Genomic DNA, 24,260 nt, shown 5'->3' with positions numbered 1-24,260 from the left:
GGGCGTCAGGACGCCTTCGCGCGGGACTTGGCCTTCAGCATCTCCCGATCGGCGACCTCGAAGGCGGTGCTCAGCGCGTCGCGCAGCGTCGGCCCGCCACCGGCGACCTCGGCGAAGCCGACGCTGACCCCGACCGGGGTGCCGGGGACCAGTGACTCCCAGTCCTCGCCGGCCACCGCCGCGCCGATCCGCCTGGCTACCTCGGCCGCCTCGGCCATTCCGGCCTCGGGCAGCACCACCACGAACTCGTCGCCGCCGTAGCGGGCCACGAAGTCGCCCCGGCGCATCACCCTGTTGATCACGCCGGCGATGCGCTGGAGCACCAGGTCGCCGGAGTGGTGCCCGTGCCGGGTGTTGACCGCCTTGAAGCCGTCCAGGTCGCAGACCCCGATCACGACGCGTTCGCCCCGGGCCACCACCGCGGCGATGTAGCGCTCCAGCCGGCGCCGGTTGGGCAGCCCGGTCAGCGGATCGGTCAGCGCCTCACCCTCGTAGCGGGCGGCCTCCCGGCGCATCTCCTCGTGGTCGATCCGCGCCGCGATGCCGTCGATGTAGACGTCGCGCAGCCGGTCGTTGCGTTGCGCGGCGAGCCGGAAGGCCAGCCGGTCGGCGCGGTGCGCCGCAGCGTGATCGCCGGCCCGGGCCAGCGCGATGCTGCGCAGCCGGGCCGGCTCGGCCCCGCCCAGCGTCTCGTTGGCGACGTGGACGGTGTCCAGCCGGGCGACCGCCTCGATCGGCCGGCCGGCGGCGATGGCGAGGCAGACCTGCCCGAGGTCGCGCATGTCCCGCGCCCGGGCGCTGTCCCCGCCGTGCGAGATCAGCCGGGCCGGGTCGGCGTCGGTGCCGGAGTCGATCCGGTCGCCGAGGGCGGCGCGGCGGGCGGCGGCGTAGCCGTACGCGGCGAGGCTGCTCGGGCGCAGTTGGCCGGCCCGACCGGCGCGGAGGAACCGGCCGAGGTCGCTCGCCACGTCGCGCAGCACCCGCAGGCAGCCGTCGCTGTCGCCGTTGTGGTCCAGCGCGACGGCGTTGCGCAGCCGGATGCCCGGCGCGGCGAAGGTCTCCTCGGGGATCCCGGCGGTCAGGCCGAGCTGGCGGGCGCGTTCGATCGCGCCCAGCGCGTAGCCGTGGAAGCTGAGGTAGGAGTAGGCCATCGCCAGGTCGTGCCAACCCCAGGCGGTGTCCCGGTCCGGGTCCTCCACCGCGCCCAGCGCCCGGGCGGCCTTGACCAGGTGGGTGACGCAGCGGTCGAGCGCGCCCTGGTGGTGTGCGGCGAGCGCGGCCAGCGCGTTGAGGTGCCCGTGCAGGTAGGGCTCGGCGAGGTCACGCACGGCCGTCGAGGCTTCCTCGATGGCCCGGGTGAACTCCGCCGTGCGTCCGAGATTGATCAGAGCGGAGAGACGCTGGACGAGGGCGTCGGCCCGGGTGCGCGGGTCGGTGGTGCCGCGGAGCACCCTCTCCAGCACCGCGTACGCCTCGGCGGACCGGCTGGCCTCCTGCAACGCCCGCGCCTGCCTCAGCGCGTCAACCTGGTCATCGACCCGGTCGAGCCAACCCACCAGCGACCTCCTGTCGATGTGCGCCTGGACGCACCCGCGCGTGACGCGACCCGCGACGCTTCATGATTATGTCGTGACCACCTTGCCGCAACACCCCCCCGAAGGGACCAAACGGGTCCGGCCCTCGGTCGCGGTCGCCCGGGCGGCCCGGATCCTCGCCACGGCCGGGGTGGAGACGGCCCGGGCCGAGGCCGAGTTGCTGGCCGGGCACGTGCTGGGGGTGTCCCGCGGGCGGCTGGCGCTGGCCGAGGGGTTCGACGACGACCAGCTCGCCACGTTCGACGCGCTGATCGCCCGGCGGGCCGACCGGGAGCCGTTGCAGCACCTGACCGGCGAGGCCGCCTTCCGGCACCTGGAGCTGGCCGTCGGGCCGGGCGTCTTCGTGCCCCGGCCGGAGACCGAGCTGCTCGCCGGTTGGGGGATCGAACAGGCCCGGCGGGCCGGGTCGGGTGGGAACGCGCCGCTGGTGGTCGACCTGTGCAGCGGTTCCGGCGCGATCGCGCTCGCGGTGGCCCAGGAGCTGCCCGGGGCGCGGGTCGTGGCGGTGGAACGCTCCCCGGCGGCGCTGCGCTGGCTGCGCCGCAACGCGGCGGACCGGGCCACGGCGGGGGACCGGGCGATCGAGGTGGTCGAGGCGGACGTCACCGCGCCGGACCTGCTGGACGACCTGGTCGGCCGGGTGGACGTGCTGCTCTGCAACCCGCCGTACGTGCCGGCCGACACGGTCGTCCCGCCCGAGGTGGCCGGGCACGACCCGGGGGAGGCGGTCTTCGGCGGCGTGGACGGGCTGGCGGTGATCCGCCCGGTGGCCGCCCGTGCCGCGGTGCTGCTGCGCCCCGGCGGGTGGCTCGGCATCGAGCACGACGACACGCACGGCGCGGACGTGCCGGCGCTGCTCGTCGCGGACGGCCGGTTGACCGCCGTCACCGCGCATCGGGACCTGGCTGGACGGCCCCGGTTCACCACCGCGTCCCGCCGGTCGGACGGCCGCCGCCCCGACCTCGGCCCGGCGTGGCAGACTGGCTCCTCGTGATGCTCTACGACTGCCGGTCACCCGCAGATCGCGACCGCGGCATCGCCGCGGCCATCGAGGCGGTCAAGAACGGCGAACTGGTCGTCCTGCCGACTGACACGGTCTACGGCATCGGCGCGGACGCTTTCACCCCGTACGCCGTCAAGGCGCTGCTCGACGCGAAGGGCCGGGACCGGCAGATGCCGCCACCGGTGCTGATCGGCTCCCGGCACACCCTCGACGGTCTGGTCTTCTCGCTGCCCCGGTCGGCCCGCGACCTGGTCGAGGCGTTCTGGCCGGGCGCGCTGACCATCGTTGTCGAGCACTCGCCGACCCTGCAGTGGGACCTCGGCGACAAGACCGGCACGGTGGCGGTACGGATGCCGCTGCACCCGGTGGCGCTGGAGGTGCTGCGGGAGACCGGCCCGATGGCCGTCTCCTCGGCCAACAAGACCGGCCAGCCGGCCGCGGTCACCGCCGAGGAGGCGCGGGACCAGCTCGGCTACTCGGTCCGTGCCTACCTGGAGGCGGGCCCCTGCCCGGACCCGGTGCCGAGCACGATCGTGGACCTCACCGGCGAGGTGCCGCGGCTGCTGCGTCAGGGCGCGATCCCCCTGGAGAAGCTTCGCGACGTGGTGCCGGACATCGTCGAGGGGGCGTAGTGCCGCCGTTCACCGTCCTGCACGTCTGCATGGGCAACATCTGCCGGTCGCCGATGGCCGAGCGGCTGCTCGCCCTCGCGGTGCGCGAGCGGATGGCCCGGCGCGGCCTGGACCCGGCCGACGGTGACCACCTGCTGCACAGCCACAGCGCCGGCACCGGCGGCTGGCACGCGGGCGAGGAGATGAACCCGCCGGCGGCCCGGCAGGTCACCACCCGTGGCGGTGAGGTCGCCGGGTTCGCCGCCCGCAAGCTCCGCTCGGAGCACATCGACGCTGCGGACCTCGTCCTCACCGCCACCGCCGACCAGCAGGACTACGTGCTGGCGCTGCGTCCCGACGCCGCTGAGCGCACCTTCGTGCTGGGCGAGTTCGGCCGGTTGCTGGGGTCGGTGGACACCGCCGGGCTGCCGCCGGGGGAGGCGACCCCGGAGGCGGTGTACACCCGGGGCGTGGCGCTGGTGGCGGCGGCGCACGCGGGCCGCCGGGGCTCGGCGGTGCTGTCCACCGACGATCTGGACGACCCGTGGGGTCGCGGCGACCAGTGTTTCAGCCGGGTGGCGGACGAGATCGAGGAGACGGTGCAGCCGCTCGCGGCTGCCCTTCTGCCCTGAGTGTCCGCCTCGCGAATTTCCTCCGGGTTTGCGGAAAACCGGCGGCTAACAGGGCGTTCGGGGTCATTCTGAACGGGTCCTAGCGTGACCGGCTCCTGCGGGGAGAGCTGATGACCCGGGCCCATCTCGACAAAGTGCTGACCGTACTGATCGCCGGCGTACTGGCAGGAGTGGTGCTGGCGGCGGCCGCCCTGCCGGTCGCCCTGGTGTTCGGGATTGGCTTCAGCGCACTCTCCACGCCCTACTCGGAGCTGCCGAACACGCTGCGGACGCCGCCCACCGCCCAGCGCTCCAACCTCTACGCCAACGACGGCACCACCCTGATCACCTCCTTCTACCAGGAGGACCGGGTGGACGTGCCGCTGCACGACGTCGCGCCGGTGATGCGCCAGGCGATCGTGGCCGCCGAGGACGTCCGCTTCTACGAGCACAGCGGCGTCGACCTGCGCGGCGTGGCGCGCGCGTTCACCGTCAACCAGCGCGACGGCGAGACCCGGCAGGGCGCCTCGACGCTGACCATGCAGTACGTCCGCAACGTGCTGCGCAGCGACCCCCGGCTCACCGAGCAGCAGCGCGAGGCGGCCACCGAGGTGACCACCGCCCGCAAGGTCCAGGAGATGCGCTACGCGCTCGCCCTGGAGCGGGAGCTGGACAAGGAGGAGATCCTCACCCGGTATCTGAACATCGCCTACTTCGGCGCCGGGGCGTACGGGATCGCGGCGGCGAGCAAGCGGTACCTCTCGAAGACGCCCAAGGAGCTGACCCTCGCCGACGCGGCGCTGCTGGCCGGGCTGGTGCGCTCGCCGCACACCGACGACCCGATCAACGGCGACGCCGACGCGGCGCTGAGCCGGCGGGCGTACGTGCTGGACCGGCTGGTGGAGTCCGGCCAGGTCCCGGCCGAGGAAGCGGCGGTGGCCAAGACCGAGCCGCTGAACCTGCGCCCGAGCGCCACCCCGAACGACTGCACCGCCGTGCCCGAGGAGCGCAACGACTGGGGCTACTTCTGCGACTGGTTCACCCGGTGGTGGGCGGCCCAGCCGGCCTTCGGCGCGACGGCGGACGAGCGGCAGCGCACCCTGCGCCGCGGCGGCTTCACGATCGTCTCGTCGCTGGACCCGGCGGTGCAGCGGGCCACCGTCGAGCAGGTGCTGCGGGTCTACCCGGTGACCGACCGGCGGGCGGCGCCGACCGCGGTGGTCCAGCCCGGCACCGGCCGGGTGCTCGCCATGGCGGTGAACCGCAACTACAGCGTGGCCGACAACCCGGCCGGGCAGAAGAACCACCCGAACACGGTCAACCAGCTGGTCGCCGGTGGCGGCACGATCGAGGGCTACCAGGGCGGGTCGACGTTCAAGCTCTTCACCATGCTGGCCGCGCTGGAATCCGGCCTGCCGTTGCAGACCGAGTACGACGCGCCGGGCCGGCTGCTCACCGAATACCCGGTGACCGGGCCGGCGAGCTGCGACGGCCGCTGGTGCCCGGAGAACTCCTCCGCGTCGATGGACGGGCGGCAGAGCATGTGGAGCGCCTTCGGCCGCTCGGTGAACACCTACTTCGCCTGGCTCACGGAGCGGGTCGGCGCGGACCGGGTGGTGGAGATGGCCGAGCGGCTCGGCATCGTGTTCCGGTCCGACGCCGACGCCCGCCTGGCCCGGTACGGCGCGAAGAACTGGGGTCCGTTCACCCTCGGCGTCTCCGCCACCACCCCGCTCGACCTGGCCACCGCGTACGCCACGGTGGCGGCGGAGGGGACCTGGTGCGCGCCGTCCCCGGTCGTGTCGATCAACGACGCGGCGGGCCGGCCGGTGGACGCCGCCCAGCCGGACTGCCGTCAGGTGCTCGACACCGATGTGGCCCGGGCGGCGGCCGACGCGGCCCGCTGCCCGGTCGGCGACCAGTCGATGTACCACCGGTGCGAGGGCGGCACCGCGGAGGGGCTGCGCAAGCGGCTCGGCCGGCCGGTGGCCGGCAAGACGGGCAGCTCCGAGCGGTACGAGACGGAGACCGTGGTCGCCTTCACCCCGCAGCTGGCGGTCGCCTCGCTGGCCGCGAACCCGGACGACCCGCGGGACGCGGTCGGTCGGGCGGTGCAGGACCAGCTGGTGCAGGCGGTCGGCGAGGTGCTCTCGTTCGCACTGCGGGATCAGCCGGTACGCGACTTCGTGCCGCCCAGCGAGCGGACCGCCCTGCAGGTCACCGGCGCCCGGACGGGGAACTGACGACCCCCGACTCCTGCTCCGCGCCGCGCGCGATGTTGCGGGCCATGCCGCCGAAGACCGCCGCGTGGAACGGGGCCACCGCGCCCCAGTAGGCGTGCCCGGCCAGCCCGCGCGGCAGGAACACCGCGCGCTGCTGGTACCGGCTGCGCCCGCCGTCGGCGGGCAGCGCCCGCATCTCCAGCCAGGCTCGGCCGGGCAGCCGCATCTCCGCGCGCAGCCGCAGCAGCTCGCCCGGGACGATCTCCTCCACCCGCCAGAAGTCCAGGGCCTCGCCGACCTGGAGCCGGTGCGGGTCGCGCCGGCCCCGGCGCAGCCCCACCCCGCCGATCAGCCGGTCCAGCCAGCCCCGGACGGACCAGGCCAGCGGGAAGGAGTACCAGCCGTGCTCGCCGCCGACCCCCTCGATGACCCGCCAGAGCGCCTCCGGCGACGCGTCCACCGCCCGTTCCCGATGGTCGGTGTAGGCGGTGCCACCCGACCACGCCGGGTCGCTCGGCAGCGGTTCGGCCGGCGCGTCCGGTCCGCTCGCGTTCGACCAGCGGGTCTCCACCTGGGCGTCGCGCACCATGGTCAGGGCCAGCTCGACCGCCTGGTCGAAGCCGGTCAGCCCGCCCGGCGGGTCGGGGATGTAGCCGGCGATGTCGTGCTCGGTGGCGACCGCCTCGTGGATCAGGCTCTCCACCAGCGGCCGGGCGATCGCGTTCGGCACCGGGGTGACCAGCCCGACCCAGTGCGAGGAGAGCGACGGGGTCAGCGGCCGTACCGGCACGATGATCCGTCGGGGCAGCCCGGCCACCCGGGCGTAGCGCTGCATCATGTCGCGGAAGGTGAGCACGTCCGGCCCGCCGATGTCGAACCCCCGGTTGACCTCGGGCGGCAGGCCGGCACAGCCGACCAGGTAGCGCAGCACGTCGCGTACCGCGATCGGTTGGATCCGGTTGCTCACCCAGCGCGGGGTCACCATGACCGGCAGCCGCTCGGTCAGGTAGCGCAGCATCTCGAACGAAGGCCGAGCCGGACCCGATGATCACCGCCGCCCGGAGCACCGCGGTCGGCACCCCGCTCGCCAGCAGGATCCGCGCCACCTCGGCCCGGGAGCGCAGGTGCGCCGAAGGCTCGTCGTCCGCCGCCGGCTGCGGTCCGCCGAGGTAGACGATCCGGCGTACGCCGGCGGCCCGGGCCGCGGCCGCGAAGGACTCCGCCGCCTCCCGGTCGGCCGACTCGAACCCGGCCTGGCCGAGCGAGTGCACCAGGTAGTACGCCACGCCGACGTCGGCGAACGCGGCCGGCAGGGTCTCCGGCCGACGCAGGTCACCCTCGACGATGTCGACCGCCGCGGCCCAGGGCACATCCCGCAGCCGGCCGGCGTGTCGGGCCAGGCAGCGCACCTGGTGACCGTCGGCCAGCAGCCGGGGCGTCAGCCGCCCGCCGATGTAACCCGTCGCGCCGGTGACGAGGCATCTCATGGTTCCCAGTCTGCGGCCCCATAGACTCCTTCGTCGTGGACACCGTGACGAGCACCTTCTGGGGGCCGGATTTCGACCAGCTCCGGGCGACCGATCCGGAGATCGCCGGGGTGGTGCTCGGCGAGCTGGACCGGCTGCGCGGCGGGTTGCAGCTGATCGCCAGCGAGAACCTCACCTCGCCCGCGGTGCTGGCCGCGCTCGGCTCGACGCTGACCAACAAGTACGCCGAGGGCTATCCGGGCCGGCGCTACTACGGCGGGTGCGCCGAGGTGGACCGGGCCGAGGAGATCGGCATCGCCCGGGCCCGGGACCTCTTCGGCGCCGAGCACGCCAACCTCCAGCCGCACTCCGGCGCGAGCGCCAACCTGGCCGCGTACGCCGCCCTGGTGCAGCCAGGTGACACGGTGCTGGCGATGGAGCTGCCGCACGGCGGCCACCTCACCCACGGCAGCCGGGTGAACTTCTCCGGCAAGTGGTTCGACACGGTGGGCTACACGGTCCGGCGGGACACCGAGCTGATCGACTACGACGAGGTCCGGGACCTGGCCCGCGCGCACCGGCCCAAGATGATCATCTGTGGCGCGACCGCCTATCCGCGACTGATCGACTTCGCCCGGTTCCGGGAGATCGCCGACGAGGTCGACGCGTACCTCATGGTGGACGCGGCGCACTTCATCGGGCTGGTCGCCGGTGGGGCCATCCCGTCGCCGGTGCCGTACGCCGACGTGGTCTGCTTCACCACCCACAAGGTGCTCCGCGGGCCGCGCGGCGGCATGATCCTCTGCCGCGAGTCGCTGGCCCAGCGGATCGACAAGGCGGTCTTCCCGTTCACCCAGGGCGGGCCGTTGATGCACGCGGTGGCGGCCAAGGCGGTGGCCCTGCGCGAGGTCGCCCAGCCCGAGTTCCGGTCCTACGCCGCCCAGGTGATCGGCAACGCGCAGGCGCTCGCCGCCGGGCTGGCGGCCGAGGGGATGCGGCCGGTCTCCGGCGGCACCGACACCCACCTGGCCCTGATCGACCTGACCGGGACCGGGGTGACCGGGGCGGACGCCGAGGCGCGCTGCGACGCCGCCGCGATCACCCTGAACAAGAACGCGATCCCGTACGACCCGCAGAAACCGATGGTCGCCTCCGGCATCCGGGTGGGCACGCCGAGCGTCACCACCCAGGGCATGCGCGAGGGGGAGATGCGCCAGATCGCCTCGCTGATCGCCCGAGCGGTCCGGGCCGACCCCGCGGCGCCCGGTGGCGCCGACGAGCTGGCCCGGGTCGGCGCCGAGGTGGCCGACCTGGTCGCGACGTTCCCGGCGTACCCCCGTGGCTGAGCCGGGGGCCCGCGCGGCGGAGGCGGCCGAGGACCGGGGTTGGCGCCTGCGTCACCTGCCGGTGCTGCTGATCGCCTCGGCGGTCATGGCGGCGGTCGCGGCGGTGGTCGGTGGGGTCGTCGGCTCCGCCGACGCGGCGCTCGGCGCCGCCGTCGGGGTGGCCGTCACCGCGCTCAGCTACACGCTCACCACCGTGGTGCTGGCCTGGGCCGACGCCCGCGACACGCAGCTGGTGCTGCCGTTCGGCCTGGGCCTCTACGTCGCCAAGTTCACCCTGCTCGGCGCCGTGATGGTCGCGGTGGCCGCGACCGGCTGGCCCGGCCTGATCCCGCTCTGCCTGGGCATCGCCGCCGGCGTGGTGGTCTGGACCGGGGTGCACATCTGGTGGCTGACCACGGTCCACGCTCGACGGGTCCGCGGCTGAGCCAGCTGGACGGACACCGCCCGTCCCACCTTTCGGGCACGCCTCCGATGTGTCCCCGATCGGTCATTCTCTCGCTGCCGGAAGGGGAGTAGCGTGCCCCGGAGAAGACTTCGCCCACCCGTGTCCCACACAACCAGGTTGTGCGGGGGGTGAGGCACAGCCTCGTCCACCCGACTGATATCGTTCGCCCCGTCATGGCCGGTGACCAGAAACCCCCCAACACTGGCGGCTCGGGCGACGTTCCGTCCGGTGCCGGCCAGGGTTGGACCGCGCTCAGCTACCTGATCGCGGGGATGCTCGTCTGGGGCTTCATTGGCTGGCTGGTCGACCGGTGGCTCGACACCGGTGGTGTCGCCACCGGAATCGGCATCGTGCTCGGTATGGCCGGGGGAATCGTCCTGGTCATCCGTAAGCTCGGCACGCCTCAATAGGAAGGGACGCGGTGTTCGGACAGGCGAACGTCCTGGCACAGGGCGAGGTCACATTCCCACCCAGCGTGGAGGACTTCTACCTGCCCAGCATCCTGCCCTGGGGTGCGCACAACTCTTACTGGTTCACCAAGATCACGTTCATGGTGTGGCTGGCGGTCGGGCTCCTGATCCTGTTCTTCCTGGTCAGCTACCGCAAGCCGCAGCTGGTGCCGACCAAGAAGCAGTGGTTCGCCGAGTCGATCTACGGCTTCGTGCGGAACAACATCGCGGTCGACATGATCGGGCACGCGGGTGTGCGATTCGCGCCGTACTTCACCACGCTCTTCTGCTTCATCCTGGTGACCAACTTCTTCGCGATCGTGCCGCTGTTCCAGATCTCGCCGAACTCGCACATCGCCTTCCCGGCGTTCCTCGCGGCGATCAGCTACGTGCTCTTCATCTACGCCGGCATCAAGCACCACGGTGCGGGCAAGTTCTTCAAGAACTCGCTGATCCCGCCGGCGCCGTGGTACATCCTGCCGATCCTGGTCCCGATCGAGGCGTTCTCGACGTTCCTCGTCCGGCCGTTCTCGCTCGCCGTCCGTCTCTTCGCGAACATGTTCGCCGGCCACATGCTCCTGCTGGTGTTCACCCTCGGCGGCTTCGCGATGCTCAACGCCAACGCCCTGCTGGCGCCGATCTCGGTGCTCTCCTGGGTGATGACCGTGGCGCTCACCTTCCTCGAGTTCCTGGTGATCGTCCTGCAGGCCTACGTCTTCACGGTGCTGACCGCCAGCTACGTGCAGGGCGCGCTCGCCGACGAACACTGATCCACCTCGCACCAACCGTTGTCGTCCCGCGTGAGAGTCACGCGTGATAACCAGGAGGAACCACACCAATGGACGCTAGCGTTCTCGCCGCGGTAGAGGGCAGCACCGCCGCCATCGGCTACGGCCTCGCGGCCATCGGCCCGGGCATCGGCGTCGGCCTGGTCTTCGCCGCCTACATCCAGTCGACCGCCCGCCAGCCCGAGTCGTCCCGGATGACCCTGCCGTACGTCTGGATCGGCTTCGCCGTCATCGAGGCGCTGGCCCTGCTGGGCGTCGCGTTCGGCTTCGTCTGGTCTGGCGCCTGATCCCGTCTGAGTAGACCGGGAGGTCTCCATGTTCCTGATCGCCGCAGAAGGCGGTGAGACCAGCCACAACCCGATCATCCCGCTCTGGCAGGAGATCGTGGTCGGTGGCATCGCCTTCATCGTGCTCTGCTTCGTGCTGATGAAGTTCGTCTTCCCCCGGATGGAGCAGACGTTCCAGGCGCGGGTCGACGCGATCGAGGGTGGCATCAAGCGGGCCGAGGCCGCCCAGGCCGAGGCCAACCAGCTGCTTGAGCAGTACCGCGCACAGCTCGCTGAGGCGCGTACCGACGCCGCCAAGATCCGGGACGACGCGCGTGCCGACGCCGAGGGCATCCGCCAGGACATCCTCGCCAAGGCGCGGGAGGAGTCCGACCGGATCATCGCGGCGGGCAAGGACCAGCTCGCCGCCGAGCGGGCCACCATCGTGCGTGAGCTGCGCACCGAGGTCGGCACCATCGCGGTGGACCTGGCCAGCAAGATCGTCGGTGAGTCGCTCGCCGACGAGGCGCGGCGCAAGGGCACCGTCGACCGGTTCCTGAGCGGTCTCGAGAGCGCGGGGGCCCGCTGATGCAGGCCGCCAGCCGGGAGTCGTACAAGATCGCGGCCGAGCGCCTCGACGCGTACGTCCGCGGCGCGGAGCCGTCGGCGGTGGCCACCACCGCCGACGACATCCTCTCCGTCGCCGCCCTGCTGCGGCGGGAGCCGCGGCTGCGCCGGGCGCTCGCCGACTCGGCCCGCTCCGGCGAGGACCGGTCCGGCCTGCTCGACGGGATGCTCCGCGGCAAGGTCGGCGCGGACGCGCTCGACCTGCTCGGCGCGCTGGTCTCCGGCCGGTGGTCGACGCCGTCGGAGCTGCTCGACGCCACCGAGCGGCTGGGCGTGGCGGCGCTGCTGGCCAGCGCCGACTCCGCCGGCGACCTCGGCGAGGTCGAGGACGAGCTGTTCCGCTTCGGGCAGGTCGTCGCCAGCTCCCCGCAGCTGTCCAGCGTGCTCTCCGACCCGATGGCCCCCGCCGAGCAGCGGGCGACCCTCGTCGACCAGCTGCTCGCGGACAAGGCCCGGCCCGTCACGAGCTATCTCGTCGGGTTCGCGTTGACCGGCTTCGGCGGGCGCTCCTTCGCGGGCGCGCTCACCCGGCTGGTCGAACTCGCCGCCGAGCGGCGGGACCGGCAGGTGGCGTACGTCACCGTGGCGGCCCCGTTGAGTGACGAGGAGGAGCAGCGGCTGGGCGCTCGGCTCTCCGCAATATACGGTCGGGAGGTATCCGTTCGACAGACGGTGAACCCCGACGTCCTGGGTGGCGTGAGCGTGCGGGTCGGCTCCGACCTGTACGACGGCACCATCCTGCGCCGCCTCAACGAGACCCGCAACGCGCTCGCGAAGCGCTGACCGGCTCCGCCGCGCAGCGCCCGGAATGACACACGCCATTCGGACCGGTCGGTACTAGGTATCCCGGGCCCCTGATACTTAAGGAAGCAGAGGATGGCCGAGCTGACCATCTCGACGGACGAGATCCGCAGCGCCCTGGAGCGCTACGTCTCGTCCTACTCGACCGACGTCTCCCGCGAGGAGGTCGGCACCGTCTCCGACACCGGCGACGGCATCGCCCACGTCGAGGGCCTGCCTTCGACCAAGACCAACGAGCTGCTGGAGTTCGAGGACGGCACGCTCGGCGTGGCGCTGAACCTCGACGTCCGGGAGATCGGTGTCGTCGTTCTCGGTGACTCCGCCAAGCTGGAGGAGGGGCAGCGGGTCAAGCGCACCGACCGGGTGCTCTCCGTGCCGGTCGGCGACGCCTTCCTCGGCCGCGTGGTCAACGCGCTCGGCCAGCCGATCGACGGCCTCGGCGACATCGCCGACGAGGGCTACCGCGAGCTGGAGCTGCAGGCTCCGAACGTGATGGCCCGGCAGTCGGTGTTCGAGCCGCTGCAGACCGGCATCAAGGCGATCGACGCGATGACGCCGATCGGCCGGGGCCAGCGGCAGCTGATCATCGGTGACCGGAAGACCGGCAAGACCACGGTCGCCCTGGACGCCATCCTCAACCAGCGCGAGAACTGGCGCTCCGGCGACCCGAAGAAGCAGGTCCGCTGCATCTACGTCGCCATCGGCCAGAAGGCCTCCACGATCGCCTCGATCAAGGGCCAGCTGGAAGAGGCGGGCGCGATGGAGTACACCACCATCGTGGCCTCCCCGGCGTCGGACCCGGCCGGCTTCAAGTACATCGCCCCCTACACCGGCTCGTCCATCGGGCAGCACTGGATGTACGGCGGCAAGCACGTCCTGATCGTCTTCGACGACCTGAGCAAGCAGGCCGAGGCGTACCGCGCCGTGTCGCTGCTGCTGCGTCGCCCGCCGGGCCGTGAGGCGTACCCGGGTGACGTCTTCTACCTGCACTCCCGCCTGCTGGAGCGCTGCGCGAAGCTCTCCGACGAGCTGGGTGGCGGCTCGATGACCGGTCTGCCGATCATCGAGACGAAGGCCAGCGACATCTCGGCCTTCATCCCGACCAACGTCATCTCGATCACCGACGGCCAGATCTTCCTCGAGACCGACCTGTTCAACCAGGGCGTCCGGCCGGCCATCAACGTCGGCACCTCGGTCTCCCGGGTCGGTGGCGCCGCGCAGGTGAAGCCGATGAAGAAGGTCGCCGGCTCGCTGCGGCTCAACCTGGCCCAGTACCGCGAGCTGGAGGCGTTCGCCGCCTTCGCCTCCGACCTGGACAAGGCCTCCCGGGCCCAGCTGGACCGCGGTTCCCGCCTGGTCGAGCTGCTCAAGCAGTCGAACTACTCGCCGTACCCGGTGCAGGAGCAGGTCGTCTCGGTCTGGGCCGGCACCGAGGGCAAGCTGGACGACATCCCGGTGGGTGAGGTCCGGCGCTTCGAGTCGGAGTTCCTCCAGTACCTGCGGCACAAGCACGAGGGTGTGCTGGCCGGGATCGCCGACAACCAGTGGGGCGACGACATCATCGGCTCCCTGGACGCGGCGATCACCGAGTTCAAGCAGGTCTTCCTCGGCAAGGAGGACGAGCGTCGGGTCAACGACGCGCCGGCCGCGCCGCTGGAGGGTGACGAGACCCGCGAGACGGTGACCCGCTTCCGCGACGGCGCGACCGACCGCCCGGCCGAGAGCTGATCCCATGGCGGCCCAGGTACGCGTTCTTCGTCAACGAATCCGCTCGGCGAAGTCGATGAAGAAGATCACCAAGGCGATGGAGCTCGTGGCGACGAGCCGGATCGCCAAGGCCCAGGCCCGGGTGGAGGCGTCCCTGCCGTACGCCCAGGCCATCACCGGTGTGCTCACGGCGCTGGCGTCCAACGCACGGATCGACCACCCGCTGCTCACCCCGCGCGAGCGGGTGCGGCGGGCGGGCGTCCTGCTGGTCACCAGCGACCGTGGGCTGGCCGGCGGCTACAGCTCCAACGCGATCAAGACGGCCGAGTCGCTGATCGCCCGGCTCCGGGCCGACGGCAAGGAGCCGGTGCTCTACGTCGTCGGGCGCAAGGGTGTCGGGTTCTACCGGTTCCGCGAGCGGCCGATCGAGGAGAGCTGGACCGGGTTCAGCGAGCAGCCGGCGTTCGCCGACGCCCGCACCGTGGGCGAGACGCTGATCAAGGCGTTCACGGCCGGTGCGGACGACGTCGACGGCGGCGGCGGGGTGGACGGGGTGCTCGGGATCGACGAGCTGCACATCGTCTACACCGAGTTCCACTCGCTGATGACCCAGACTCCGGTTGCCAAGATCATCGGGCCGATGCAGGTCGAGGACCGGCCGCGCTCCGAGGGGCTGCTGCCGGCGTACGAGTTCGAGCCGGAGGCGGAGGCGCTGCTCGACGCGCTGCTGCCGAAGTACATCAACACGCGGATCTACGCGGCGTTGATCGAGTCGGCGGCGAGCGAGTCGGCGGCCCGGCGGCGGGCGATGAAGAGCGCCACCGACAACGCCGAAGAGATGATCGAGAAGTACACGCGTGAGATGAACACGGCCCGCCAGGCCGGGATCACCCAGGAGATCAGCGAGATCGTCGGCGGCGCGAACGCGCTTGCCGCGTCGGGAAGTGAAGTGTGATGACTGCCCCAGTAGAGACCAAGACGGCCACGGGTCGCGTGGTCCGGGTCATCGGCCCGGTCGTCGACGCCGAGTTCCCGCGCGACGCCATGCCGGCCCTGTTCAACGCCCTGAACGTCGACGTGAACCTGTCCGGCGGTGAGAAGACGCTGACCCTGGAGGTCGCCCAGCACCTGGGTGACAACATGGTCCGCGCCATCTCGATGCAGCCGACCGACGGCCTGGTCCGCGGCGCGGAGGTGCGCGACTCCGGCTCGCCGATCACCGTGCCGGTGGGCGACGCCGTCAAGGGTCACGTGTTCAACGCGATCGGCGAGGTCCTCAACCTCACCGAGGGCGAGACCCTCACCCCGGACGACCACTGGGGTATCCACCGCAAGGCCCCGGCCTTCGCGGACCTGGAGCCGAAGACCGAGATGCTGGAGACCGGCATCAAGGTGATCGACCTGCTCGCCCCGTACGTCAAGGGCGGCAAGATCGGCCTGTTCGGCGGCGCGGGCGTGGGCAAGACGGTGCTCATCCAGGAGATGATCACCCGAGTGGCCCGCAACTTCGGTGGTACCTCGGTCTTCGCCGGCGTGGGTGAGCGCACCCGCGAGGGCAACGACCTCATCGCCGAGATGACCGAGTCCGGCGTCATCGACAAGACCGCGCTGGTCTACGGCCAGATGGACGAGCCGCCGGGCACCCGGCTGCGGGTGGCGCTCTCGGCGCTGACCATGGCCGAGTACTTCCGCGACGTGAAGAAGCAGGAGGTGCTGCTCTTCATCGACAACATCTTCCGCTTCACCCAGGCCGGTTCGGAGGTCTCCACCCTGCTCGGCCGGATGCCGAGCGCGGTGGGTTACCAGCCGACCCTGGCCGACGAGATGGGCGAGCTCCAGGAGCGGATCACCTCCGTCCGGGGCCAGGCCATCACCTCGATGCAGGCGATCTACGTGCCGGCGGACGACTACACCGACCCCGCCCCGGCCACCACGTTCGCCCACCTGGACGCGACCACCAACCTGGAGCGGTCGATCTCCGACAAGGGCATCTACCCGGCCGTGGACCCGCTGGCGTCCTCGTCCCGGATCCTCGCCCCGGAGTTCGTCGGCGCCGAGCACTTCCAGGTGGCCACCGAGGTGAAGCGGATCCTGCAGCGCTACAAGGACCTGCAGGACATCATCGCCATCCTCGGCATCGAGGAGCTCTCCGAGGAGGACAAGGTCACGGTCGGCCGGGCCCGCCGGATCGAGCGCTTCCTGTCCCAGAACACCTACGCGGCGGAGCAGTTCACCGGCGTGCCGGGTTCGACGGTCCCGATCAAGGAGACCATCGAGGCGTTCCGGAAGATCAGCGAGGGTGAGTACGACCACTTCCCCGAGCAGGCGTTCTTCATGTGCGGCGGTCTCGAGGACCTGGAGCGCAAGGCGCAGGAGCTGATGAAGGGCTGACCAAGCCCCGAAAAAGGCCGCCCCGGCAATGCCGGGGCGGCCTTTTGTTCATCTTCGGGACCTATCATCGCCGCTGCCCGACTCGTCGCGGTCGGCAGCGGCGTGGCCGTCACGGTACGGTTCAACGCGCGCTCGCCGGGATCGGGCGCTGATTCGTGCAACTGTTTCGGCTACGCGCGCCGTCTTTATAGGCGTGACGATCGGAGATGCTCGTGGGTAAGGCCGGCAAGAGCGGCCGCAGGAAGTCCATCTGGCGGGGTGTGCCGCGGTGGGCCCGGATCTGCACCGTCTTCGGCACCGTGCTGATGGTGCTCAGCGGCGCGGTGCTGGTCGGCACCGAGGTGCTGATGGCCCGCTACGAGGGCGCGGTCGGCAAGGCGGACCTCTTCGGCGACCAGGCCGCCGGCGCCCAGGAGCGCAAGAGCGACATCAAGGGCCCGCTCAACATCCTGCTGGTCGGCATCGACCCGCGCAATCCGGAGACCCCGCCGCTGGCCGACTCGATCATGGTGCTGCACGTGCCCGCCGAGATGGACCGGGCCTACCTCTTCTCGCTGCCCCGGGACCTCCGCGTCGAGATCCCGAAGTTCGGCAAGGCCGACTTCAACGGCGGCACCGACAAGCTGAACGCCGCGATGTCGTACGGCAGCCGGGTGCCCGGGGAGAACCCGGACGCCGCCCGCGGCTTCGAGCTGCTGGCCATGACGGTGCAGGAGGTCACCGGCATCAAGCGCTTCGACGCCGGCGCGATCATCAACTTCACCGGCTTCCAGAAGATCGTCGACGCGATGGGCGGCGTCAACATGTACATCGAGCGCGACGTGAAGTCCGAGCACCGCGAGCCGAGCGGCGTGCACCGCCAGGGCAACCCGAACGGTGAGGGCTACATCGGGCCGCAGGCGGTGTACAAGAAGGGCAACCGCCACCTGTCCGGCTGGCAGGCGCTGGACTACGTCCGGCAGCGCTATCCGAAGAACGGCGTCCCGGACGCCGACTACGGGCGGCAGCGCCACCAGCAGCAGTTCGTCAAGGCGATGGTCGGCCAGGCGTTCAGCGCGGACGTGGTGACCAACCCGATCAAGCTGGACCGGGTGCTGCGCGCCGCCGGCCAGTCGCTGATCTTCAACGGCCGGGGGAGCAGCGTGGTCGACTTCGCCATCGCGCTGAAGAACATCCGCCCCAACACCATCCAGATGATCAAGCTGCCCGGCGGTGGGGTCTTCGAGGGCAAGAAGTACAAGGGCGAGCAGTTCCAGCCCGGCGTGGACGACTTCTTCACCGCCCTGCACAACGAGCAGCTCGACCCGTTCCTGCTGGAGCACCCGGAGTTCCAGAACAAGACCAAGTGAGTCGTGGCCCAGCTCTCGCCACCCGCCTTGGGGACGCCGCGGCGGCCGGACTAGACTTTGCCCAATCCGCCGCCGCAGCAAGGAGACAGCGTGGCACAGCAGCTTCACGTCGAGCTGGTAGCCGTCGAGGAGAAGGTCTGGTCCGGCGACGCCGAGATGGTGGTTGCCCGGACGACCGAGGGTGAGCTGGGTGTGCTGCCCGGGCACGCGCCTCTGCTCGGCCAGCTCGCCGAGCCCGGCCAGGTCCGGATCAAGCTCGCCGGCGGTCAGCAGGTCTCCTACGAGGTGGCCGGTGGCTTCCTCTCGGTGAGCGCCGAGGGTGTCACCGTCCTCGCCGAGAGCGCCACCCCGGTCGACTCCGCGCAGAGTCGCTGAGCCCCACCGTCGATGGAGATCGTCGAAGGGATCGGAATCGGCTTCGCTGTCCTTCTCGGCGCGATCCTGTTCCTCTTCGTCCGGCGAGCCCTGGTCACCCGTAGCGGTGGCATCATCCGGCTCAGCGTCCGGGTCTCCACGATGCTCGACGGCCGAGGCTGGTCGCCCGGCTTCGGCCGGTTCGCCGGCGACGAGCTTCGCTGGTACCGGATGTTCAGCTTCGCGCTGCGGCCCAAGCGGGTGCTCTCCCGCAAGGGGTTGGCGGTCGAGCGACGGCGGTTGCCCGAGGGGCAGGAACGGCTGTCCATGCCGGCCGACTGGGTCATCCTCCGCTGTACCAGTCACCACGCACCGGTGGAGATCGCCATGGCGCGATCCACGGTCACCGGCTTCCTCTCCTGGCTCGAGGCCGCCCCACCCGGGGCGGTCTCGCCGCGTCTGGCCTCCCAGGACTGGCCGGCGGCCTGAGTCGCCCGGCCCCGCCGAACCGCCCGCCCGTCCGGCGCGCAGCCGGCGGGGTGCGCCTGACGGCAACGAGCACTGCGCACCGAGGGGACGCTGGTGCCGGGATCATCCGGCGACCAGCTCCACCTCGTAGCCCTGACCGTCGCTGAGGTAGCCGGCATAGGTCTGCGGGCCGCCGGCGTGCGGGTGCCGGTCCGGGAAGAGCAGCGTCCAGCCGTACCCCGGCGCCTCCGCGACCAGACGGTCCACCGCGGCCGGCGGGCCGGCGTGGAAGGCGAGGTGGTTGAGCCCGGGCGCGTGCCGGTCGTGCCGCCCGTCGCGCATCGCCGGCGACTCCTCCAGCACCAGGTACGTCGGGCCGAGCCGCCAGGAGCGCCCGGCCGGCCACTGCTGGAAGGGCGTCCAGCCCAGCTCGCCGAGGAGCCAGCCCCAACTGTGTGTGGCGGCGGCCAGGTCGGGGATCCAGAGCTCGACGTGGTGCAGCGCGCCGACCGTCAGCGCGTCCCGCCCGGAACCCATAGCACATCTCCGGCCGGATTTGCCGTTCTTGCCAGGATAAAGAGCAGATCAGAGAGTCGGTTGAGATACTTTGCCGGGAGAGTGCTGGTCCGCTCCGGGTCGTGGCTGACCAGCGCCCATGCCGCACGCTCGGCACGCCGGGCGGTGGTCCGCGCCACGTGCAGCAGTGCCGCACCCGCGGTGCCGCCGGGGAGGATGAAGGAGTCGAGCTTGCTCAGGCGCGCGTTGTACTCGTCGCACCAGCCCTCGAGGCGCTCGACGTACTCCTCGGTGACGCGCAGCGGCGGATACTTCGGCTCCGGTTCGACGGGGGTGGACAGGTCGGCGCCCACGTCGAACATGTCGTTCTGGATCGACCCGAGCACCACCCGCAGCTCGTCGTCGAGCTGCCCCAGGGCGAGCGCGACGCCGATCGCCGCGTTGCACTCGTCGACGTCGGCGTACGCGGCGATCCGTGGATCGGTCTTCGGCACCTGCTCGTTGTTGCTCAGCCTTGTCATGCCGGCATCGCCGGCCTTCGTGTAGATGCGCGTGAGGTGGACGGCCATGACGCACAGCCTACGGATACCGGACCTGACGATCCCGGCGCGGCCGGATGCCGTCGCCGGCTGGCCGGCAACGGTCGGGCCCGGTGACGCCGGTGATACCGCGGTCAACGACATCGACGTCATCCGGGTCGCCGGTGGCGCCCGGCTGGCCGGCACGGTGCACGTCGTGGGGGCCAAGAACTCGGCATTGAAGCTGATGGCGGCCGCGCTGCTCGCACCCGGGCGCAGCGTGATCACCAACGTCCCGCGGATCACCGACATCGCGATCATGGGCGAGGTACTGCGCCGGCTCGGCTGTGACGTCCGGTTCGACGCGGACGATCCGGTGGATCCGATGGTGGCCCGGGGTGGGGTGGCCCGGTCCCGGTCGGTCTCCATCGACGTGCCCGAGCAGCCGGGCGCGGACGCCGACTACGACCTGGTCCGCCGGCTGCGGGCCTCGATCTGCGTGCTCGGCCCGCTGCTGGCCCGTCGGGGGTACGTGCGAGTGGCCCACCCGGGCGGCGACGCCATCGGCTCGCGCGGCCTGGACATGCACATCTCCGGTCTGACCCGGATGGGCGCCGAGATCTCCGGCGAGCACGGCTTCGTCATCGCCTCCGCGCCGCACGGCCTGCACGGCGCCGAGATCATGCTGGACTTTCCGAGCGTGGGTGCCACCGAGAACCTGGTGATGGCGGCGGTGCTGGCGCGCGGTGCCACGGTGATCGACAACGCGGCCCGGGAACCGGAGATCGTGGACATCTGCACGATGCTCCAGCAGATGGGCGCGCAGATCTCCGGCGCCGGCACGTCCACCCTGCACATCGAGGGGGTGCCCGCGCTGCGGCCGGTGCGGCACGCCACGGTGGGGGACCGGATCGTCGCCGGCACCTGGGCGTTCGGCGCGGCGATGACCCGGGGCGATGTGACGGTGACCGGGGCCGACCCGGCCTTCCTGGAGGTCGCGCTGGACAAGCTGGTCGCCGCCGGGGGGCTGGTGGAGACCCGGGGGGACGCGTTCCGGATCCGGATGGACGAGCGGCCGGTCGCGGTGGACGTGGTGACCCTGCCGTTCCCCGGCTTCGCCACCGACCTGCTGCCGATGGCGATCGGGCTGGCCGCGGTGAGCGACGGCGCGTCGCTGATCACGGAGAACATCTTCGACGGCCGGTTCATGTTCGCCAACGAGATGATGCGCCTCGGCGCCGACATCAAGACCGACGGGCACCACGCGGTGGTAAGGGGCCGGGACAGCCTCTCCGGGGCGCCGGTGCGGGCCACCGACATCCGGGCCGGAGCGGGGCTGATCATCGCGGGCCTCTGCGCGGACGGGGTCACCGAGGTCTCGCACGTGCACCACGTCGACCGCGGCTACCCGGACTTCGTCGCGGATCTGCGGGCACTGGGCGTGGAGGTCGAGCGCGGCACGGCCCCGGAGGAGCCCGAGCTGACCATCTGACCCCGGAGACGGCTTAGCGGTCGTTCAGGCTCGCCGACTAGGGTGCTGGCAGACACTCAATCAGGCGAGGGAGAAGCAGATGGCGGGTCGACTCGCAGTCGTCGGGGCGGGGCTGATGGGCTCCGGGATCGCCCAGGTGGCGGCGCAGGCGGGCTGGCAGGTGACGCTGCGGGACCTGGACGACACGGCCACCGGCCGGGGCGTCGCCGGCATCCGGAAGTCGCTGGAGAAGTTCGCCGAGAAGGGCAAGATCGAGGCTTCCGAGGTCGAGGCGGTGCTGGGCCGGATCACCCCGACCACCGATCTGGAGGCCGCCGCCGACGCGGACATCGTGGTGGAGGCGGTCTTCGAACGGTTGGAGATCAAGCACGAGGTGTTCCGGGCGCTGGACAAGATCTGCAAGTCCGACGCGATCCTCGCGACCAACACGTCGGCCATCCCGGTGACCCAGATCGCCGCGGTGACCGAGCGCCCCGAGTCCGTGGTCGGCACCCACTTCTTCTCGCCGGTGCCGATGATGCAGCTCTGCGAGCTGGTTCGGGGCTACAAGACCAGCGACGCCACGCTGGCCACCGCCAAGGCGTTCGCCGAGGAGATCGGCAAGACGGTGGTGGTGGTCAACCGGGACATCGCCGGGTTCGTCACCACCCGGCTGATCGCCGCGCTGGTGGTCGAGGCGGTCAAGCTGGTCGAGTCCGGCGTGGTGTCGGCCGAGGACCTGGACACCGCCTGCCGGCTCGGCTTCGGCCACGCCATGGGCCCGCTGGCCACCACCGACCTGACCGGGGTCGACGTGCTGCTGCACGCGGCGAAGAACATCTACACCGACACGGCAGACGAGAAGTTCTTCCCGCCGGAGCTGCTCCAGCGGATGGCGACCGCGGGCGACCTCGGCCGCAAGACCGGCAAGGGCTTCTACACGTACTGAGCCGACCTCGACGCCGGGCACCGGCGGCGCTCGCCCCGCAGGGGGCGGGTGGTCGCCGGCGCCCGGCGCCGTGCTCAGGCCGACGGCGCCGGTACCGCCGGGACCGGTTCGGGGGTGGTCCGCCGCAGCCCGGAGGTGAGCGCGACGGTGGCGGCCAGCGACGCCCCGGCCAGCAGCGCGACGGCCCAGTACACCGGGACCAGGTCCGCGACCGTGCCGGCGAGCGCGGCGCACACCGCCTGCCCGGCCATCATGCCGTTCTGGTGCAGGCCGAGCACCTGGCCTCGGGCCTCGGGTGGCGAGTGGGCGATCAGCCGCTCCTGCAGCGGCAGCCCGGCGGCGAAGCCGACCGAGGCGACCAGCGCGACGAGCATGGCCACCGGTAGCGGCGGCGACAGCAGGAACACCAGGTAGGGGACGGCGAGCAGCAACCGCAGGGCGGGAACCCACCGCTCCCGGCGGGCCGCGGTCAGGAACCGCCCGACCACCACGTCCCCGGTCAGCATGCCGAGGGCGGCGGCGGCGAAGAGGAAGCCGGCGCGGTCGCCGGCGTACGGGACGAAGAGCGCCTCGCACCCGACGATCAGACCGTTGGGCACCCAGAGGTTCAACAGCAGCGACCGGCGGCCCGGGTGTGCCCACAGTTCCCGGTTCACCCGGAGCGTGCGCCTGATCGTCGTCCGCTCGGTGACCCGGACCGGGCGTTCGGCCAGCCCGAACCAGCCCACCGCGGCGGCCACCGCCCGTAGCGCCGCGGCGAGCAGGAACACCTGGTACGGGCTCAGCCAGACGAGCAGGGCGCCGGCCAGCCCGAACCCGGCGATCTGCATCACCCCGACGCTCGTGTTCATGGTGGCCCGGGCCAGTACGTAGGCGTTGGCGGGGACGATGTCGGTGAGCAGGGCCCACCGGGCCCCACCGGTGATCGAGCCGACGTACGCGCTGACGAAGATGATCGCGAAGCGGGCCCACAGCGGCAGCCCGGGTATCGCCTGCACCGCCGCCCCGGCGGCGACCAGCAGCGCGGTGAGGGTCAGTGCCCGGCGGGGTGGCAGGCTGTCCGCGGCCGACAGCAACGTCAGGCTGCCGAGCACGCCGGCCAGCGGCGCGCCGAACATGCTCAGGGCGGTGAGCAGCGCCGAGCCGGTCGACGCGTAGGTCAACGCGCCGAGCGCCAGCGCCGATGTGGTGTGCGCGGCGATCCCCGCGCAGTTGGCCAGGAACAGGTTGCGGAACTCGCGGGCGGCGAACAGGTCTGCGTACGTCCTCACGGGACGATCGTCCCGGGCGCCGGGTGCGTCTCCTAGAGTTACGTCTGGAGGCGAAACATGGGCGTCTGGCAGGTGCCGTCGGATCTGCTCGCGCGCAGCCGCTTCACGGTCTCGCCGATGGTCGAGACGGTCGCCGCGCTGCGCGCCCTGTACAACCCGCGTACGCCCTGGCAGCGGGCCTGGGGAAGGCCGCACGCCGAGGCGTTCCAGCGGCTGCTGGCCGCCCGGCCGGTGGTCCGGGCGCTGCTGTCCGCGTCGTTCAATTCACGATGGGTCGCCGACTTCCTCACCATCGCGCCCGCCCAGTCGGAACCGACGTTCCCGGCCGAGCTGGCGACCGTCGGCCGGTTGCCCGACGAGCAGATCCGGGCCGACCTGCGGGCCACCCGCCCGGAGCCGCTCGCCGCCGAGTTGCTGGCGGACGGCCTCACCGGTCAGGTGGTGGCACTGCTCGACTGGGTCTGGACGCACACCGTCGAGCCGGAGTGGCCGGAGCGGGAACGCCGGTTGCGGGCGGACATCGTCGCCCGCACCAGCGCGTTGAGCACGGGCGGCTGGGCGGGGGTGATCGCCGATCTCAATCGCAACATGCGCTGGCTGGGCGACGGCCGGCTCCAGATCAACGACTACCCGGAGCCGCCGCTGTCGCTGGACGAGGCCGAGCAGCTGGTCTTTCTGCCGGCGCACTGCCGCCGCGGCTGGGTGGTGTGGGACCTGCCCACCCGGTTCGGGATGGTCTATCCGGTGCGCGGAATCCTGGTGGATCCCACCTCACCGGCGCCCGACGGCCTCGCCCGGCTGATCGGCGCGAACCGGGCCAACATCCTGGCCCGGCTGGACGCGCCGCTGAGCACCTCGCAGCTGGTGGTGGTGACCGGGCTGTCCCTCGGGACGGTGAGTGACCACCTGCGGGTGCTGCTCGACGCGGGCGCCGTCAGCAAACGGCGGTCCGGGCGCGAGGTGCTCTACTGGCGTACGCCGCTCGGTGCCGCGCTCGCCGCCGGCGGGTGAACGGGGTCGCCCGGCCCGCTGGGGT

The 24,260-nt window shown here is 71.8% G+C and carries 24 protein-coding genes and 1 pseudogene; 20 read left to right on the top strand and 5 right to left on the bottom strand.

Annotation, left to right across the window (positions count from 1 at the left end):
- Window positions 1-5: 5 nt before the first annotated feature.
- The gene (locus tag ACIP9D_RS14740) at window positions 6-1,556 is read right to left on the bottom strand and encodes a GGDEF domain-containing protein (RefSeq protein WP_350871790.1); all 1,551 of its coding nucleotides are present in this window, start codon (window positions 1,554-1,556) and stop codon (window positions 6-8) included.
- Window positions 1,557-1,629: 73 nt separating this feature from the next.
- On the opposite strand from ACIP9D_RS14740, the gene prmC reads away from it, so the two are divergent.
- From prmC to ACIP9D_RS14720, 4 genes are all read left to right on the top strand, one after another.
- Window positions 1,630-2,589 carry a peptide chain release factor N(5)-glutamine methyltransferase gene (gene prmC / locus ACIP9D_RS14735; protein WP_350871792.1) on the top strand — a complete coding sequence of 320 codons (960 nt, stop codon included), beginning with the start codon at window positions 1,630-1,632 and terminating at the stop codon, window positions 2,587-2,589.
- Complete coding sequence (locus ACIP9D_RS14730; protein WP_350872150.1) at window positions 2,589-3,230, top strand: L-threonylcarbamoyladenylate synthase; 642 nt, start codon at window positions 2,589-2,591, stop codon at window positions 3,228-3,230. The genes prmC and ACIP9D_RS14730 overlap by 1 nt, the downstream gene beginning before the upstream one ends.
- Entirely contained in the window at window positions 3,230-3,841 is a 612-nt protein-coding gene (locus tag ACIP9D_RS14725) for a phosphotyrosine protein phosphatase (protein WP_350871794.1), read from the top strand. Before ACIP9D_RS14730 ends, ACIP9D_RS14725 begins: the two co-directional genes overlap by 1 nt.
- 110 nt (window positions 3,842-3,951) lie before the next feature.
- Window positions 3,952-6,063, top strand: a complete 2,112-nt coding sequence (locus tag ACIP9D_RS14720) for a transglycosylase domain-containing protein (RefSeq protein WP_350871796.1) — start codon at window positions 3,952-3,954, stop codon at window positions 6,061-6,063.
- On the opposite strand, the pseudogene ACIP9D_RS14715 reads toward ACIP9D_RS14720, so the two are convergent.
- Window positions 6,038-7,529: pseudogene (locus ACIP9D_RS14715) on the bottom strand (SDR family oxidoreductase). The gene ACIP9D_RS14720 and the pseudogene ACIP9D_RS14715 sit on opposite strands and share 26 nt — an antisense overlap.
- 35 nt (window positions 7,530-7,564) lie before the next feature.
- On the opposite strand from ACIP9D_RS14715, the gene glyA reads away from it, so the two are divergent.
- From glyA to ACIP9D_RS14650, 13 genes are all read left to right on the top strand, one after another.
- Entirely contained in the window at window positions 7,565-8,854 is a 1,290-nt protein-coding gene (gene glyA / locus ACIP9D_RS14710) for a serine hydroxymethyltransferase (protein WP_350871798.1), read from the top strand.
- A complete protein-coding gene (locus ACIP9D_RS14705) occupies window positions 8,847-9,278 on the top strand; it encodes a hypothetical protein (protein ID WP_350871800.1) in 432 nt (143 codons plus the stop codon). The genes glyA and ACIP9D_RS14705 overlap by 8 nt, the downstream gene beginning before the upstream one ends.
- Before the next feature lie 194 nt (window positions 9,279-9,472).
- On the top strand, window positions 9,473-9,709 hold the full coding sequence (locus ACIP9D_RS14700; RefSeq protein WP_350871802.1) for an AtpZ/AtpI family protein: 237 nt from the start codon (window positions 9,473-9,475) through the stop codon (window positions 9,707-9,709).
- 11 nt (window positions 9,710-9,720) lie between these two features.
- Complete coding sequence (atpB, locus tag ACIP9D_RS14695) at window positions 9,721-10,518, top strand: F0F1 ATP synthase subunit A (protein WP_350871804.1); 798 nt, start codon at window positions 9,721-9,723, stop codon at window positions 10,516-10,518.
- A 68-nt stretch (window positions 10,519-10,586) separates the two neighbouring features.
- Window positions 10,587-10,823, top strand: a complete 237-nt coding sequence (locus ACIP9D_RS14690) for an ATP synthase F0 subunit C (protein WP_091595532.1) — start codon at window positions 10,587-10,589, stop codon at window positions 10,821-10,823.
- A 28-nt stretch (window positions 10,824-10,851) separates the two neighbouring features.
- Window positions 10,852-11,391: a F0F1 ATP synthase subunit B gene (locus tag ACIP9D_RS14685; protein ID WP_350871806.1), complete on the top strand. Its 540-nt coding sequence runs from the start codon at window positions 10,852-10,854 to the stop codon at window positions 11,389-11,391.
- A complete protein-coding gene (locus tag ACIP9D_RS14680) occupies window positions 11,391-12,212 on the top strand; it encodes a F0F1 ATP synthase subunit delta (RefSeq protein ID WP_350871808.1) in 822 nt (273 codons plus the stop codon). The genes ACIP9D_RS14685 and ACIP9D_RS14680 overlap by 1 nt, the downstream gene beginning before the upstream one ends.
- 93 nt (window positions 12,213-12,305) lie before the next feature.
- On the top strand, window positions 12,306-13,958 hold the full coding sequence (gene atpA, locus ACIP9D_RS14675; protein ID WP_350871810.1) for a F0F1 ATP synthase subunit alpha: 1,653 nt from the start codon (window positions 12,306-12,308) through the stop codon (window positions 13,956-13,958).
- 4 nt (window positions 13,959-13,962) lie between these two features.
- Entirely contained in the window at window positions 13,963-14,892 is a 930-nt protein-coding gene (locus ACIP9D_RS14670) for a F0F1 ATP synthase subunit gamma (protein ID WP_350871812.1), read from the top strand.
- On the top strand, window positions 14,892-16,328 hold the full coding sequence (gene atpD / locus ACIP9D_RS14665; RefSeq protein WP_350871814.1) for a F0F1 ATP synthase subunit beta: 1,437 nt from the start codon (window positions 14,892-14,894) through the stop codon (window positions 16,326-16,328). Before ACIP9D_RS14670 ends, atpD begins: the two co-directional genes overlap by 1 nt.
- Before the next feature lie 206 nt (window positions 16,329-16,534).
- Complete coding sequence (locus ACIP9D_RS14660) at window positions 16,535-17,677, top strand: LCP family protein (protein ID WP_350871816.1); 1,143 nt, start codon at window positions 16,535-16,537, stop codon at window positions 17,675-17,677.
- A gap of 90 nt (window positions 17,678-17,767) precedes the next feature.
- Window positions 17,768-18,052 carry a F0F1 ATP synthase subunit epsilon gene (locus ACIP9D_RS14655; protein ID WP_350871818.1) on the top strand — a complete coding sequence of 95 codons (285 nt, stop codon included), beginning with the start codon at window positions 17,768-17,770 and terminating at the stop codon, window positions 18,050-18,052.
- 12 nt (window positions 18,053-18,064) lie between these two features.
- Window positions 18,065-18,520: a DUF2550 domain-containing protein gene (locus ACIP9D_RS14650; protein ID WP_350871820.1), complete on the top strand. Its 456-nt coding sequence runs from the start codon at window positions 18,065-18,067 to the stop codon at window positions 18,518-18,520.
- A 102-nt stretch (window positions 18,521-18,622) separates the two neighbouring features.
- Here the strand turns inward: ACIP9D_RS14650 and ACIP9D_RS14645 are convergent, their stop codons facing one another.
- Both ACIP9D_RS14645 and ACIP9D_RS14640 read right to left on the bottom strand, forming a co-directional pair.
- The gene (locus ACIP9D_RS14645) at window positions 18,623-19,036 is read right to left on the bottom strand and encodes a VOC family protein (RefSeq protein ID WP_350871822.1); all 414 of its coding nucleotides are present in this window, start codon (window positions 19,034-19,036) and stop codon (window positions 18,623-18,625) included.
- Window positions 19,012-19,584: a cob(I)yrinic acid a,c-diamide adenosyltransferase gene (locus ACIP9D_RS14640; protein ID WP_350871824.1), complete on the bottom strand. Its 573-nt coding sequence runs from the start codon at window positions 19,582-19,584 to the stop codon at window positions 19,012-19,014. Before ACIP9D_RS14640 ends, ACIP9D_RS14645 begins: the two co-directional genes overlap by 25 nt.
- Between ACIP9D_RS14640 and murA the strand changes: the two genes are divergently transcribed.
- Together murA and ACIP9D_RS14630 are read left to right on the top strand one after the other, a co-directional pair.
- Window positions 19,583-21,025, top strand: coding sequence for a UDP-N-acetylglucosamine 1-carboxyvinyltransferase (murA, locus tag ACIP9D_RS14635; RefSeq protein ID WP_350871826.1), 1,443 nt, complete (start codon window positions 19,583-19,585; stop codon window positions 21,023-21,025). The two genes, ACIP9D_RS14640 and murA, sit on opposite strands and share 2 nt — an antisense overlap.
- 79 nt (window positions 21,026-21,104) lie before the next feature.
- The gene (locus ACIP9D_RS14630) at window positions 21,105-21,953 is read left to right on the top strand and encodes a 3-hydroxyacyl-CoA dehydrogenase family protein (protein ID WP_350871828.1); all 849 of its coding nucleotides are present in this window, start codon (window positions 21,105-21,107) and stop codon (window positions 21,951-21,953) included.
- A 74-nt stretch (window positions 21,954-22,027) separates the two neighbouring features.
- Here ACIP9D_RS14630 and ACIP9D_RS14625 read toward each other — a convergent pair whose 3' ends face one another.
- Window positions 22,028-23,224: an MFS transporter gene (locus tag ACIP9D_RS14625; RefSeq protein ID WP_350871830.1), complete on the bottom strand. Its 1,197-nt coding sequence runs from the start codon at window positions 23,222-23,224 to the stop codon at window positions 22,028-22,030.
- A 57-nt stretch (window positions 23,225-23,281) separates the two neighbouring features.
- Here ACIP9D_RS14625 and ACIP9D_RS14620 point away from each other — a divergent pair, with 57 nt between their 5' ends.
- On the top strand, window positions 23,282-24,235 hold the full coding sequence (locus tag ACIP9D_RS14620; protein ID WP_350871832.1) for a helix-turn-helix domain-containing protein: 954 nt from the start codon (window positions 23,282-23,284) through the stop codon (window positions 24,233-24,235).
- Window positions 24,236-24,260: the final 25 nt, after the last annotated feature.

The sequence above is a fragment of the Micromonospora sp. NPDC093243 genome (genome assembly GCF_044753725.1).
In the GTDB taxonomy this organism is placed as follows: Bacteria; Actinomycetota; Actinomycetes; order Mycobacteriales; family Micromonosporaceae; genus Micromonospora.
The sequence above is the reverse complement of the archived record's forward strand: the minus strand, read 5'-3'. Positions and strand labels throughout refer to the sequence as shown.